Origin of the sequence: Martelella limonii (assembly GCF_013344475.1) — a bacterium.
Classification (GTDB): Bacteria; Pseudomonadota; Alphaproteobacteria; order Rhizobiales; family Rhizobiaceae; genus Martelella; species Martelella limonii.
In genome coordinates, this window is record NZ_JABUOU010000014.1 from 23,428 (window position 1) to 37,760 (window position 14,333).

The window sequence follows — 14,333 nt, forward strand, 5'->3', positions numbered from 1 at the left end:
ATTAGGCCTCCTTCTTCTCGGATGCCGGCAGCTTGAACGTCGGCTTGTCGTTGCCGCCGTTGAAGCCGGAGCGGAGGGGAGCCGCCTTGTCGTTCTTGATCGTCTTGGAGAGGGAACGGGCGAGGTTGAGCGTAAGCTCCTTTGCGCCGTCTTCGTCCATCAGGTTTGCCTTGACGATCTTCTCGCGGAGTTCGCCGAGTTCGGCGTCATCCTTGGCCTTCTGATTGGCGACCATCTCGTTCTGAGCATCGACAATCGGCTTTACGGCGTTTGCCACGGCGGTACCAACGGTATCACCGATCTTGCCGATAGCTTCCGAGAGGGCGTCAACCTTCGCGGAAAGCTCACCAAGCTGCTTTTCATCAGCCATGTCTGCTTCCTTTCTGTTTGCAGAGGGTTCCCGCTCGGATAAGCCGATGGCTTCCAATATCGCGGTCTTCATTCGCTCCAGAGCACCAGCCTTCTGCTTGCGGTCCAAAGCTCGGGCGAGGCTTTCCACCGCCCAATTCATGTCGCGATCCGCATCGTCTTCGATGCTGCTGTTGATCACGTTGATTTCTTCCTGCTTGCCATTGGCGTTGACAAGCATTCCTACACCTTGATCGGGAGTTGCTGCCCCTTCCTGATTCAGGAGGATGGCGTCATGATCCCAAACCATGTCGCGAGCGATCTTCGAATAACCCTTTTCGTTGGTCACCGTTTCCATTCTGGCAAGAAGGCCCGTGGACGTGTGTATCGGCCCACCGTCCTCTATCGCCTTCAGGACGGCCTTGCCGCCTTCGCTACGGTTCGCGACTTCGACGTCGATTACCTTATCAAGAAGGACTCGCCCATTTTCCTGCCTCACCCGTTCGTTCCAGGCACCGATGTGCCCGATGTTGATGCCTTCAGGGTCGCGGGCCGAAACAAGCTTGCCGTTGATGATCGGATGACCAAGCGGAGCCGGCGTGCGCTCAAGGCCGGTAAAGCTCTTGGCGATCTCTTCCGCTGGGTACATGATGCTGTTCATGACGATGTTGTCGGGAAGTGTGGCGCTTGGCACGATGACCACATCTCGGCCATTGCGCTTTTCCTTGCGCGCAGCCTTCACGTTCGCCAATGTCTTGACGTTGACACGTACCTGGTTCATCAGGCTACACCTCTTCTGTTGGTGGCGTGATGCCAGCGGCGGCGTCCGATTCTTCTTCGGTCACGTCGTCGGCAACAAAAAAAGCGGCCTTGCTTGGGCCGCTCTTGTTTATCCGTCTATCTGGTTCTCGGTCAGGTGAGCCAAGACCATGTAGCACCTGATGATATCAAGCTAACAGTTGCCCTTGTCACCCCATAAATGGCGGCAATGTCCTCGTGAGTAGCTTGTCCAAGCATGGACCGGATAGAAATGACATCGTCCTCTGTGAGCTTGGCGTTCTTATGCCTAGATCCTCGCACGACCGTCCCATGGATCAACTTGTCTGCCTCGTTCTCCGATGGCGTTGCCCATCGCAAGTGCTTCGGGTTAACACAACCGTCTCTGCCCCTGCCGCACGAATGAGCCGCTTGATGGTTGTCGCTCGGCGGTGCGCCGTGAAACAACTCGCATATGATGCGATCTGCACGTCCTGACGGATACCCAGCGTATCTTCCCTGAGCGTACCCGTCTTTGTGCCGACCAAAAGGCCAGATCAAACATTCGTCGCCATCATACGCAAGGGCTATGCTATCAATCCACGTTGGCAGTGCCCTCTGCGGCGTTCCCCCGGCGAGCGGGTCTCCGTGCCGCTTGAACCGGCGGTAGTGATCCTCACACCACCCTTTAGCGACATGCTTCTTGCAGCAATCGGGAATAGAGCATAAACGATTTGAAGCCATCTTGACCTCCACAATAGGTTGGGCTGGTTAGAACCCGTCGAGAGGTGAGATGCTCGGCGGGTTTGCTTATTCTACCTCATCCGCCTGAGATTGCGAAGCGGCATCAACCTCTCCGTCTGTTGCATCATCAAGATATTTCTCGGCATCAGACAGTGGCTCATATCCACCCTCTGCGCGCATCTCCTCTGGGGTGAATATCCATTCACTGGTTGCGTGCATTTTATCATTTACATTAGCCATACGTTCAATGCGCTCAAGACGTTCATTTGGGCTTGGATCGAGCAAATCTGTCCAATCGATGAACCAATCGCGCTCCGGCAGGATGCCAAACCGCTCAAGACGATTGACGAACAGCATGATGTTCGGAACAGTCTGGTTCGCCCGCCGAGACATGCACGTCCGTGCCCATTCGTCCGCGTCTTCCGTTGATGCGCGCTCGCCTGTCTGCGATCCGGCCAAAATCTTCAGCGGGATCGAGTTGGAAGCGGCGAAGGACTGAAGCGCGATCAGGAAAAAGTGTTCCGGGCTCGGCAGGGTGACGTTTAGGGTCTTGGCCTGCATGCCCTGAAGCATAAGGAGTTGATCGAATCCCTTTTGCCAGTCCTCGACCTGCTCCGACATTTTGTCGGCGATCTCGTCAGGCTTGACCCCCATGGCCTGCGCCATGGCCTGAATGTTGATATTGTCCTGCGCCTCAAGGACCGGGGCAGACTTAGCGTTCTTCCAGAACCCCTCGCCACCCGCGCCAATGATCTTTTCCAGCGTGACCAGATCATTGAAACCGGGCTCAAGCGCCGATCGCGCATCAAGGGTTCCGTCCGCCGACCAAACAATCACCCGATCAGGGTGGATAAGGAACTGCCGAGCCGTTCGATTCGTGTTCTTGCTGTCGCCCACCGCGCTTTCGGTGAACTGGTACATCTTCGGCAGGCCGTAGGATTCCGACGACTGATCCTCATCCCACTCGCTTACCGTGATCTGCCCTTCCCAAGCCGGGATAACTTCGATGAGCTTTTCGAGCCCGCCATTGGTCATGGTCACGGGCTTGTCGAACATCTGCCCATCGGCGAGGCGGAGAATAACGGCGCAATACCGACCGACCATGCCCCGCCGGTCAGCCTCGGCCAGGCGAGCCCAAACGCGAAGATCAGAGAAGCGCTGACGAATGTCCTTTTCGAGCGAGGTTTCCGCCGTCTTGCCCTTCTGAGAGCCGTCACGTTCCTTTTCGAGCAAGAACGGCTGATCCTGCCAAGTCTTCTCAACGGTCTTGTTCACCGCTGCCCGGGCCAATCCATTGCGGTTATAAGCGGCATAGGTGTGCGTAAACGTGACCTGATCCGGAAACCCAAAATCTTTGTAATGGTTGTGCTTGGCGTTCGTATTGAACACCCCGCCAAACATGCTTGCCCACGTCCGCGCCGCCGCATTGGCGAGGAACGATCGCGCCGGGATCTGTGCGTTCATATCTTCCTCAACGGTGGCGTTTGGTCAGGAACATGGCTACAGCCGGCCCGACTTCGATATTGATGTTGTCAGCCGCAATCACCGCATCAGCCAGGTTGTGCGACTTCACGCCCATATCTTTCTTGAGCTTCAGCTTTGGCACGACACGCTTTTTACCTTCACTCTCCACCCACCAAGGGATGCAAAGTTCGGTGAACAATGCGTCAAGCTTTTCCTGCCCCATGGATGACGAGAACGACAAAACGTCCTCTGGCCGGATCGAATGACCGCGAACCACAGCGTTGAACGTCAGCATCGCCTTGTGCGCCGTTCTCGCCCATGCCTGAGCCTTTAGGTTCAGATACTCGTTCCGGTTCGTCGGGCTGTTGTCGTTCTGCTCGTCGCTCGGCTCGTCCGGGTCCATGACAGCGCCGCCGGCATGAAACGCGAAGTGCTCAACCGATGCACCATTCGCCTCGTTTTGCTCATCGACATATCCGCCGACAAAAGCGCCAACTCCGATCGTGTCGTATGAAATCGTCGCACCAAGGATGCGGGCCTTGCCCCAAACCTTCTTTGCGTTTTGGACCAGTTCATCCTTGTCAGATGACCAGTCCTCGACATTCTGAAACACGCCCTTAATCTTGTCAGCCGTGGCGCACTTGTCTTCTCCGTCATCAGCCGGGTCAAAGCCTATGACGTTGCGACCCTCAAGTGTCAATCCAAGAGCCTTGTCAGCGTCAATGCAAGCATCAAGCCAGCGGCGCTTGAAGATCGAATATTCGCTATCCCCAAGCGGAACGCCGCCGTAGATATGTTCGAACGTCTCCGGGTCACGTACCTGCATCGCTGCGATATCGCGCAATGCCTTCTCGCTCAGGAACGGATTTTCATCGTAATTGATCTGATGCACCACGCAATGCGGTGGCGTGTTGATGACGAAATTCTTCCAGACGTAATCCGTTACGAACTTCGGGTTGAACAGCAGGATAGAAAGGCTATCTTCCTTTCGGATCGTCGGGGCGATAACTGTCCACTGTTCCTCAGTGAGCTTTTCCGCCTCCTCTACCCAAAGGATATCGATATCGGACGTTCCCTTGATTTCCTCAAGGTTGCGCTCGATACCGTAGAACACGAACTCCGACCCGGTGCGAAGATGAATGATCGTCGTCTTCTGGACGTCGTACTCAGCCTCAAGCTCAAGATGAGCAATGGCCCACTTCAATTCGGTGTAGACCGACTCCTGAATTTTGTTCTGGAACCGCCTGATGCAGAGAACCCGCATCCGAACCGGAACGTGGTTGACCAGCCTGATTAGCTGGCAAGCCGTGTCCCTTGTCTTCGAGCTTGATCGACCGCCATGCAGGACAGCAATATCAACTCCCGGCTCAAATGCACTTTCCCAAAACTCGAACAGTGCGGGATTCGTGAGATAGGTGCTACCCTCTAACCCTTCTCGCTGCGCAGCACTTCCCGCCATGATCTCTCTTCGGTCTGTATCGGACCACCGTCCTTACCCGTGTGTTCAAGAGCCTGTGGCGGCTTGCCGTAGCCCCGATCAAGGATCGCGTTTGCCGCGCTCACTCGTGCCGCCGCCGGGGCCTCGTCATCGTTGGCAATGTTGACCAGCGTGTTCAGCGCTTTCTCCGCATGGTCCTTCGCCATGTCGATCAGTTCGCGCTTTGCCTTGCCGACCTTGCCCGGTTTGCGCCCAGCGCCAGAGCGGGCACCGCCATGTTGCGCCATCTTGATTTCCTCAATTGTTTTTCAAGCTTCCCGAATTATCGTGCTACGGAAATTGAATTACCGTGTTACGCTAAATGCAGCACCATCGGAGACAGCAATGGCCATCAGGTTCGACCAAGGCAGCGAGTCGAAGAAGCCGACGACGTCGGCCAAGCCGACACCATCAAAAAAGACCGATATCGGTATGTCGAGATCGAAGCGCGGAAGACCAAAGACCGGCAACGCCAAGGTTCTCGTGTCTCTCCGCCTGGATGCCGATGTTGTCGAGGCCTACAAGGCTACCGGCAAAGGTTGGCGATCTCGGATCAACGATGATCTCAGGAATGCAAAAGGCCTCCCCGGTTAGAGGGAGGCCGACCCTGTCCAGGGCGTTTTCACCGGCGCTGCAGCGTTACCTCGCGATCGAGATGCCTCAATCCCTTGGAACCGGTGATGGAGCACGGGAGAGCGTAGCGAAAGCGCCAAGAACGATCTGGAAGTCCTTGTCGCTCACTCTCCCGATCTGTTTTCCGTCGCTATGAAGCGCCAGAGGAATTTGGTGGACCCGACCGGCTGCGTTACCGGTATCTCCGCCCCTTTCGGCTACGTCAGCTTTTACGCTTTAAGCTACAGGCCCATATTGGTTGCAGTGGCCGGATTTGAACCGGCGATCGCTCCGTTATGAGCGGAGAGCCTTAACCGGGCTTGGCTACACTGCGTTGATAACGATCATCCGCACTACCTGCCGACACAGAGCGCCTGTCGGTGCGCACCTCATGCGAATGATCAGCTCTTTGCCCTTTCAGGCTATTGAATTGGCCCGATGCTTGCGACACCGGGCCTTGACCTGCCAGCGTCTTTCGGGGGACTCGTTGTGCCGATCCGAAAGCGAAGGCAGAATTGAATTGGCGGGCCGGGCGCTACTCCGGCGAGGCTTGGCTGGCTTCGAACCAGCATCATACACGTCACAGCAAAACAGCTTCGAAACCTGCTTCGCCTATCGTGAACGGCTCTGCTACCACATATTGCCGTCCTGTCACGTCTGACTGCGCTTCTGCTTCAGCGCCGCCGCCAAACTGAGCGAAGCGGGAATTCCCGCTTCGGAATGAATTGGCAGCCCTGTCGGTTCAGGGAGGGTTCATCGGCTGCTACCCAAAAAGGGTCTCTGGTGCGCCAATCCGCTCTCGCGTCTGAGGTCAATCCTCAACCTGACCCGTGTTCACCTTACTGGAGCAAGAAGCTCCTCCGCCAAACTCTTTGAGGCTATCGCCTCGAAACTGCCAGGCAGTGGTAACGGGATGCCTGAACCCGTTCTATTACCCTCAGAATGAGCATCACCCTTAAATCAGCCGGTTGTGACTCCGACGCGCCGTGACCGCGCATCCACCGCTTCCAGTTTATAGCGCCTGCCCCGGTGGATCTGGCGTCGCTCTCTCGTTGCCCATTCGGGCGAAATTTGCGATGTTTAGCTTCGACTTCACCGCCAACTTAATGGCTCCATCTCAACCGAGGCTTAAGGGCTCTAACCCACGCGCTTCCTCGTTCTTATGGCGTTGCGCCGTATGCATCCGACGACTTCGAAGGTCAAATTCACCAGCCTTCGCACTGGCCCGGACATAAAGCATGAAAGCTGCCGGAAACTCTTGGGGGTGATTTGCCCTCTTGCGAACGCACTTCGGCCAATACCATTGATCGCATTTAATTCGATCCGTCACCCAATGTCAACACCCCTTTCGAGATTATCATAGCCAAAGTTTCGCGCCAGTCCGTTCGCCACAAGTCGAAGCACTCCGACCAGATGAGGCATCTCGATATCCCGGAAAACCATCCACTCAATGACCTTGAAGCCGTTCGAGAATCCGCCCTCTCTCATGACGGCCCGAACAGCCGCGTTGGCCTCGTCATACCGCTTTCGGAGAGCCTTCATTGATTGCTCCTCGTCTTCCTCGCTCATCTCAATTACAGGTCCGGCAGATGAGGAACACAGGCTGTCAGGAGCGCCGATTCTCCGCTTGTATGCCGTCGCCAATCGATGATACTCCCGCAGAGCCTCGTACTGGCGATACATGATTTCTCCGCGCTGCTCCATCCGGCCTATGACGCTGTTTGCCTCTTGCTTTGAGGCTGCATGCTTGGAAAGGCCGAACAGCCGCATACGAGCCTCTACAGCCACCTTGCGAGGGTCTTCCTTGGCGCGGGATAGCTGGCCGCTGTCCGTGCGCGGGCCTTCCTTGCGCGGCCTTCCCCGCTTCCGCTTCACTTCCAGCTTTGCCGCCTTGCTGTATGCTTTCATGCCGCCGTCCTTTGCCGTCTATTCCGCCTTGAGTGTTGCCGTCATACTCTGGACCGCCTCTATTCTGGAACCAATCCATCGCATCATCCTGACTTCCATGCTGTTTCCCAACGCCTTCCAGCGTGGCCCGTCAGGGCAGTCTTGTGATGGCTTTCCTCGCCAACGTATCGCTGTGTAGTGGTCTGGGAACCCCATAGCTCTCTCCCATTCAAGCGGCGTACTCAAACGAGCGCCGTACTCATCCAATATGCATGGCGTTCTGTCATCGAGAGCCATTCCCCCTCTTGCAGTGAGAACAGGGGCGGTCGACGCGACCTTTTCGCTATTCCTTGTAGTGCCTTCTGGCTCAAGTAGTACCGCTGCGGCACGTCTCCAGTCGCTACGATTTCCGACCACGACAAGGCGTTTCCTCGGCTGGTCGGACAGTCCAAAGCAGCGCCCGTCAATAACGCGCCAGGAACAAAAATACCCTGCGTCCCCAAGCTCGGAGAGGAACCGCAGAAACCCACCGGAATGCCGTGCCGATAGGGTATTGGGGACATTTTCCCAAACAACCCACTCAGGCTCATATCTACCGGCAATTCCGGCAAAGTCGAAGGCAAGTCCAGAACGCGCGCCATCCATTCCGTCACCGGCTCGCTTGGCTCCGGCAGCATATCCGATGCTGTTGTCCTGACACGGGGTTCCTCCAACGAGAACATCGATAACATGATCTGGCCACTCCTCGTATTCTGTCATGTCGCCAAGGTTTGGCGTTTCCGGGTAGTGATGTCGAAGGACGGCGCTTGGGAACGGATCAATCTCGGAGAAAAATTCTGGCCTCCAGCCGATTGAGCCCCACGCCACACTCGCCGCCTCTATTCCGCTGCATACGCTTCCGTAGATCATCCCGCCACCTGTGGCACGTATTCGCCGCGATCAATCAGACCGGCGATAAACAAACTCAAGTCAGCACCAACGCGATCCGCCTCCGCCTGAAGCCCGCCACACTTGATCAGGTCTCTGATCTTCCGGTATCCGTGGAGCACTGTCGTATGGTCCTTGTTCATCATCCGCCCGATCTCGGGAAACGATTTACCGTAGAACTCCTTAAGCTCGAAAAACGCGATCTGGCGCACGAGGGTCATTGCCTTGAAGCGCCTGTTGCCGACCAAATCGGCATATTCGAAACCCGACTGAATAGCCCGCGCATATATCGTCAGCTTTGCGCGTGAACCGAAGTACTTGCGCCACTCTACCATGTGCCAGTCTTGCTGCACATTTGACGGCTTGCGAGCCTCGACCGCCACAGGTTTTTCCACAACCTGTTCAATCATTGCGGGTTTCACAACACGCGGATTCCATATCCGTGCTTTCCGCTCGATCGTGTTGCGTCTGTTCGTCGCGAGATAGTCGATTGCTTCTGCTGCGTTCATGACTTTTCCTTTCCGCTGAGCGCATCGCGCCGAATTAGAGCGACCTTCCATCCTTTTGGCGGCGGCCACGGAACGCCCCAACTCGCGAGCGTCTCTTTGCTCCAACCGCCGCTCTTCGTTTTTGCAGCCTCAATCATCTTTTCTGTATCGTTCATCTGTCTCTCTCATTGTTTGGCATAGGATGCTCGGGCTCTGTTGGGCACACTTCGCCCGTCGTCGGGACGAAGTGCTGCTTGGCATGAGGACCTCATGGGACTGCCGTCGCAAACCATCGGAAAGGATGCGCCATTATCGCGCTGGATTGGGGTCAGGCTGTCAATCCATGTCCTTCGCTTCGCTCCCTTTCGGGACCTGGCGGCACCTTCCACACGATCCGATGGCGACGTGTGGTGGCCGCACATCAATCGTGTGCGTCCTGTGCGGGTAATGGGCTTGTCGCGTCCCCTGCCGGGGTTTCCGGTCCCGTCATGTTCCGGGATGCGGGCCACTGCCTGTGGCGTATCAGAGCGACTATGTTGACCGTTTAGGGCCGTATCAGTTCGTTACCACCCGAACCTTTCACCCCGAACATCCGCAACATCCATTGCGGAAATCGACCCCACCAAGCGAGTGCCCTTCGCAAAGGCGGGCAACCCAAAACTAAGGAGGCGCTAGCCCCCTTAGCTTCAGCGCGACAGCCCGAACGCCTTCGCTCAGGTACATGTCGTCAAAGTCTCCGCGCTCCGGCGGCATCACCCAACGGCACCCGCTCTTGCGTGACCAGTACTCGCCAGTGCCGAGACCGCCGAAGGCCTCGACAGGCTTATCGTTGTCGGTCGCAATGACAGCGCCACGGATGGAGCCGGCAACCTTTGCCGCATTGGAAGCAGAGAACGCGGATAGAACCGTCGCAGAGCGCCCGAGGAGGCTCAGAGCGGCCCTTACGGCCAATGCGGTAGCAATCCCCTCGCACACCCACGTTTCGCGTCCTGTGGCTATCCTGTGGAATGCGCCGTCCATCTTTCCGTGAAGCGCGTTCTTCTTGTCGCCGTCGATTGTGATTGCCTGGAACGTCGTCACGATCTTGCCGACGCGGCCCGGAACGATCAGCAAAGGGGCATCGCTCTTTGGCAGATATTTCAGCATCGCCCGGCCTACGTCAGTGTCAGGGATGACCCCGGCCACGTCATGCAACACAAGCCCAAGCTCATTCGGAAAGCCCTTGCGCTCAAGATATGGATGCGTTTCGGCCTCGCATGAGCGAACAACCTTGAGGCAGATTTCCTCTACTTCTCGCTGTCGCTCGGCGGCGCGGCGCTCGGCCTCGTAGTCGCGCTGTCTCGGCGGCGGGGCGACATACTCACCAGCACCCCTGATGCTGAAATACTGCTCCTGCATCGTCTGCCAGTTCTTCGCGATCCCGGCGACACCATCGCCAAAGATCAGAACCGAAGCGTCCTGCTTGCCGTTCTTCGCAAGCGTGTCTGTTCGGTTCCATTGCCCATACCGCAGAGATTTCGGGGGCTTGATGCCGATCGACCGGCATGCATCATTCATGGCGTCCTGAATGTTCATGCTGCTCTCCGACTATTCTTGCGGAAACGCTTCACTTCCCGTTCAGCCAAGGAATATGCGCCCGCATCCGGCAGGGTCGCCTTCATGTCGAACCAGCCAAAGGGCGGCTTCTCGGTTGGAAAGATACCCTTCCATATCGCATATGCCTGCTTGCGCGACTTTTCGCAGTCACCGTCACGGCAATGCTCGATCGCATAGCAAAGGGCTGCGTTATAAACCGCCTTCGGGTCCTTTAGGCACGCGGCGCGCAGTCCGGGCCGCGCTTCCATTGCCAAGGCTTGCGCGTTGAACTCATAGAGCTCCCCGTCGACCGCATGAATGCCAGATCGCGCTGGCTTCTCCCAGCCGCAGCATGTGCAAACGAGACCGCGCAATGCGCCGCTGCACTCCGGGCAAACCACCTTTTCACGTGTTTGCTCGCTGCGCTCCCTCGGCTTCTTGTCATGCTTCTCAGCTTTCGAAAGCTCACCGACTCCATTTTCCCAGACGTCATAGAGATCGAGGGCGAACCGCTCAAAATTGCCGGAATGGCAGATCCACAAAGCAAGGTCTTTGTCCGGGTGCGTCCGCATAAGGCGGCCGACTTCCTGCATGTGGCTGGAGAGGCTTTTGCGGTAAGGCTTGCAGGAAATCCCGATACGGCAATCGGCTACATCGAAACCCTTTGTGAGCACCCCGCACGAGACCAGGCCATGTATTATGCTGTCGGGACGTCGGAACTCCCCGATCTTGGCCGCGCGCTCATCGTCCGAGCGGTCCATGTAGCTGATTTGCTGAAAATTGTAGCCAGCCGCCGCGAAGGCCGCGCAAAGCTCACGCCCGTGCTCGACCGTGGGCGAAAACACTATAGTCTTGGCCGGACCACCAAAGAACTCGTGGGTTTTCGATATCCATTCCTTGACGACATCGCCAACAATCCGAATGCCTGCGGATGCCGCGCTTTCGTCCGAGAACTCGCCAAAGCTGTTGCGGCCATATTCCGAATCCTCCGGGCTTTTGGCGACAAAAACTTTCGGCTCGATCAGATAACCCTCATTGATAAGCTGTCGCGCCGTCACGGTATCGACAATGCCGTCCCAATGATCGGCCATCCCGGCGGAAAATGGCGTTGCGGTCAGCCCAACGCAAACCGCATCCGGGTTTTCCTCCATGAACTTCAATGTCGATTTGTGTTGCGCGTGCGCCTCATCGACAACAATAAGCTTGGGCGGACGGGGGAGCATCCGGCGCGCAAGGGTCTGCGCCGAACACACCTGAATGTTCTCGAACGGCGACCAGCGATCATTGATGCCCTGCACAATCCCGTGACCGATCCCGTACCGGTCGAAGACATCGCTCGTCTGGTTTACCAGCGTGATCCGGTCAACGATGAATGCCGAATAGCTGCCCTTGTTGTCTGCTTCCTTGAGAAGCTTCGACGCGCAAACCGTCTTCCCGAACGCCGTTGCCCCGCAAAGGATAACGCGGCGCTTGCCTTCCCTGATTTTATCGCGAAGGGCATCAATCGCAGCCGACTGATAGGGGCGCAAGACAATCTCTTGTGATTCAGGTTGAAAAAGGTTCATGACGCTTGCTCCTTCTTCATCTTATTCAGCTGCCAAGTCGCCTTTCGAGCATCCTCAAGTGCATTCTGCTTCTCGAACTTCATCCCCTGAAGCTGTTTCGTCAGCCGCGAGATAACAGCGCCCTGATTGCTCGATGACAGATCGCGGTTTGCGCATTTCAATTCCTCATTTTCGCGCTTCAGCTTTGCAATCGCGGCGCGGTACTCTGCATTCTCCTCACGCAGCCCGATCACCTCATCCTCAAGTCCCTCGCGCGTCAGCCCGCGAAGCTCTTTGCGCTCGTCCGCATAAGGATCGTCAGGGGGCGTATCGGCGACTGCTGCGGTCTTCGGCTTCTCTGGCGCCTCAAGGTCCGCCTTCACCTTCGCGGCTTGCTCCTCGGCTGGAACCTTCTTGAGCGCGTCCAGGTATGAGCCTTTGTCCAGCTTCGTCCCGCGAACCGCCTCGATCGCTTCCGGCGCGATCTTCTCGCCGCGCTCTGCGTTACGCTGAACAACGCGTTCTGACTGGCCTGTTCTCGCGGCAGTGTCGGCGGTGAAGCGGTCGGCTTTGGCAGAGTCGCCAAGTTGGCGACTCTGGTCATGCCCTCCGCCAATTGCACCGTGGGCCGTCTCTGGATGCAGCGCCTCGTAAGCCGCCTTGCGCTTTGCCGTGAATGTCGCCCGCTCTGCCGGCGTGAGCGTTGGCGCGCAAAGGTTCTCGTCGCACTCAGCAATGATGCGGCGCTGATCATCAAGATCGACCACGAAGGCCGCTATCTGCTCCATACCAAGCGAGCGGCAAGCCTCAAGACGATGCAGTCCGGCAATGAGCTTGTAGCTGTAGCTTTCAGGCGCGACCGTGATAGGGTTCAAAAGCCCAACTTCACGAATGCTCTCAGCAAGCGCGGACACCTGCCGCGCGTCCGACTCGCGGATACGATCGGATGCACTGACGCCGTGAATAGGAATGTTCTGAAATGTGCCGTCCATCGGTTGCCGTCCTTTGTGCCTTCAGTCTGCCGTCTGCTTCTGTCTCAGCTTCTCGATCAGTTCCGCCGCGAACTCACCTGCGCTTTTCCATTCGTCGTCTTCGTCGCTCATTCCACCACCTCAATCTCTACCGTGCATTCCGGACCTTCAGTCATGCGCTGATCTCCTGAATTTCGATCCCGTGAACAGCCCGCATGAGCTTTTTCTTGATCTCGTAATCTTTGGTTCGTACGCCCTTCACGTCTTCAACGACCGTTCTCTTTTCCCGGCAATCGAAATAAACGAAATCGGCCTTGTAGGCGCACACATGTTCGCCGTTTACGTCCAGCCTGTAGCTTACCTGGCGCTGTAGCTCGACAATCTCTCCGGCCTTCTGAAGCGTCTTGAGATCGTTATAACGATTGCCCTCTGCCGTGCTGTCGAAGCGGATGCCGTCAATCACCACCGGCTTGTTGCGGTACTTGTTCTGCTTGGCAGGCTTCAGGTGTTCGCGGGCTTCCGCTGCTGTCATTCGTTCGGTCATTTCCCGCGCCTCCATCTTGCCCACCTAAGCCTGATCCTCTCCCAAAACCTGCGCACCAGACTTTTCGTCAGTCTTTTCATTGCTTAGCTCCCGGCGCTCCGCAGCCATGCGGTCCGCTTCTCGTTCGTTTGCTTCACATGCCTTGATGTACGTTTCCCGGAGTGCCTTATAAACGCTTCCGGCAACGTCTCTCATCTCACCGGCCTTGTATGTCAGCCGGTAAATATAGCTCTCCGAAACGCCCGTGCGCTTCGCCAGTCGGTAGCGAGCCAGGTATTCCTTATCGCCCCGACCTCGGTACTCGTTCTTCAACAGAAAGTCGGTCCACTTGACCGCTTCATCTAACGCCGTGTCACTCATGTCTTCCTCGGAAAAAACCTTTCCGTAATCGGAAACTTTATTGTCGGACATTCCAGCCTCACCGTGGTTCATTACTCCTCGTCCAAAGGGGCTTTTGATGAACCACACAAAGCCAAAAACTGATTGCATTGACCGGGAAAGATTGCCGTCCTTACCGGTCATTGCCGCGCCAGAGAGTTTAGAAACCGCCGTCCCTCTCGGCTCTCTGGCGCTTCAAATTGTTGAGCGTTGTCGCTCTGAAAAAGGTGGCGTCCCGGCCAACGGAGGGAGAGGAAAACCGGGACGCCTATGGGCACTGAGGGAGAAGTCAGCAGCCCAATGCTTTGCGGAGAGCAGCTAGATTGCGGCGCTCAATCATCGCTTCATATTTCTTGTCGGAGGTCTTGACGTCCTTGCTAACGCTGATCTTGCGCTTGGGAGCAGTCATTGCTTCAGAGGCCATTGAACCACACCAGAAATGCAGCGCCACCAAGGACGGTGAATATCAGGGCCAAAGCCGCCATCGCGAACGAAGGCGCTTCGTCATTGGGGTAATAGGTGTGATCGTCGTCTTCGCCGTAGCGATCCCAATCTGTCGTTCCGAAATCGTCCTTCATGCCGCCCTCACCTTGATCGTTGTCAGGCCCTGTGCGGCCC

At 56.7% G+C, this 14,333-nt stretch carries 16 protein-coding genes and 1 tRNA gene; 1 reads left to right on the plus strand and 16 read right to left on the minus strand.

Features of this window, described 5'->3' with window-relative positions; translation table 11 throughout:
- Position 1: 1 nt before the first annotated feature.
- From HPQ62_RS19945 to HPQ62_RS19965, 4 genes are all read right to left on the minus strand, one after another.
- The gene (locus HPQ62_RS19945) at positions 2–1,129 is read right to left on the minus strand and encodes a hypothetical protein (protein ID WP_174804363.1); all 1,128 of its coding nucleotides are present in this window, start codon (positions 1,127–1,129) and stop codon (positions 2–4) included.
- A 785-nt stretch (positions 1,130–1,914) separates the two neighbouring features.
- Positions 1,915–3,312, minus strand: a complete 1,398-nt coding sequence (locus HPQ62_RS19955) for an anti-CBASS protein Acb1 family protein (protein WP_174804365.1) — start codon at positions 3,310–3,312, stop codon at positions 1,915–1,917.
- A gap of 7 nt (positions 3,313–3,319) precedes the next feature.
- Positions 3,320–4,771 carry a PBSX family phage terminase large subunit gene (locus HPQ62_RS19960; protein ID WP_174804366.1) on the minus strand — a complete coding sequence of 484 codons (1,452 nt, stop codon included), beginning with the start codon at positions 4,769–4,771 and terminating at the stop codon, positions 3,320–3,322.
- A complete protein-coding gene (locus HPQ62_RS19965) occupies positions 4,738–5,037 on the minus strand; it encodes a hypothetical protein (protein WP_174804367.1) in 300 nt (99 codons plus the stop codon). The genes HPQ62_RS19960 and HPQ62_RS19965 overlap by 34 nt, the downstream gene beginning before the upstream one ends.
- Positions 5,038–5,134: 97 nt before the next feature.
- Here HPQ62_RS19965 and HPQ62_RS19970 point away from each other — a divergent pair, with 97 nt between their 5' ends.
- Positions 5,135–5,383 (plus strand): BrnA antitoxin family protein, encoded by a 249-nt coding sequence (locus HPQ62_RS19970; protein WP_174804368.1) that lies wholly within the window; start codon positions 5,135–5,137, stop codon positions 5,381–5,383.
- A gap of 274 nt (positions 5,384–5,657) precedes the next feature.
- Here the strand turns inward: HPQ62_RS19970 and HPQ62_RS19975 are convergent.
- From HPQ62_RS19975 to HPQ62_RS20025, 12 genes are all read right to left on the minus strand, one after another.
- A tRNA-Ile gene (locus HPQ62_RS19975) sits at positions 5,658–5,735 on the minus strand.
- Between the two features lie 992 nt (positions 5,736–6,727).
- Positions 6,728–7,309 (minus strand): hypothetical protein, encoded by a 582-nt coding sequence (locus HPQ62_RS19980; RefSeq protein ID WP_174804369.1) that lies wholly within the window; start codon positions 7,307–7,309, stop codon positions 6,728–6,730.
- 18 nt (positions 7,310–7,327) lie between these two features.
- A complete protein-coding gene (locus HPQ62_RS21310) occupies positions 7,328–8,197 on the minus strand; it encodes a DNA cytosine methyltransferase (protein ID WP_174804370.1) in 870 nt (289 codons plus the stop codon).
- Entirely contained in the window at positions 8,194–8,724 is a 531-nt protein-coding gene (locus tag HPQ62_RS19990) for a helix-turn-helix domain-containing protein (RefSeq protein ID WP_174804371.1), read from the minus strand. Before HPQ62_RS19990 ends, HPQ62_RS21310 begins: the two co-directional genes overlap by 4 nt.
- Complete coding sequence (locus HPQ62_RS19995; protein WP_174804372.1) at positions 8,721–8,879, minus strand: hypothetical protein; 159 nt, start codon at positions 8,877–8,879, stop codon at positions 8,721–8,723. The genes HPQ62_RS19990 and HPQ62_RS19995 overlap by 4 nt, the downstream gene beginning before the upstream one ends.
- A gap of 484 nt (positions 8,880–9,363) precedes the next feature.
- Positions 9,364–10,278, minus strand: a complete 915-nt coding sequence (locus HPQ62_RS20000) for a primase/helicase family protein (protein ID WP_174804373.1) — start codon at positions 10,276–10,278, stop codon at positions 9,364–9,366.
- Positions 10,275–11,843 carry a DEAD/DEAH box helicase gene (locus tag HPQ62_RS20005; protein WP_174804374.1) on the minus strand — a complete coding sequence of 523 codons (1,569 nt, stop codon included), beginning with the start codon at positions 11,841–11,843 and terminating at the stop codon, positions 10,275–10,277. The genes HPQ62_RS20000 and HPQ62_RS20005 overlap by 4 nt, the downstream gene beginning before the upstream one ends.
- A complete protein-coding gene (locus HPQ62_RS20010; protein WP_174804375.1) occupies positions 11,840–12,814 on the minus strand; it encodes a ParB/RepB/Spo0J family partition protein in 975 nt (324 codons plus the stop codon). The genes HPQ62_RS20005 and HPQ62_RS20010 overlap by 4 nt, the downstream gene beginning before the upstream one ends.
- A 151-nt stretch (positions 12,815–12,965) precedes the next feature.
- A complete protein-coding gene (locus HPQ62_RS20015; protein ID WP_244629790.1) occupies positions 12,966–13,352 on the minus strand; it encodes a DUF1064 domain-containing protein in 387 nt (128 codons plus the stop codon).
- A 9-nt stretch (positions 13,353–13,361) separates the two neighbouring features.
- Positions 13,362–13,859: a hypothetical protein gene (locus HPQ62_RS20020; RefSeq protein ID WP_174804376.1), complete on the minus strand. Its 498-nt coding sequence runs from the start codon at positions 13,857–13,859 to the stop codon at positions 13,362–13,364.
- 145 nt (positions 13,860–14,004) lie between these two features.
- Positions 14,005–14,139, minus strand: coding sequence for a hypothetical protein (locus HPQ62_RS21205; protein ID WP_280516319.1), 135 nt, complete (start codon positions 14,137–14,139; stop codon positions 14,005–14,007).
- Positions 14,129–14,293, minus strand: coding sequence for a hypothetical protein (locus HPQ62_RS20025; protein WP_174804377.1), 165 nt, complete (start codon positions 14,291–14,293; stop codon positions 14,129–14,131). Before HPQ62_RS20025 ends, HPQ62_RS21205 begins: the two co-directional genes overlap by 11 nt.
- Between the last annotated feature and the right edge of the window lie 40 nt (positions 14,294–14,333).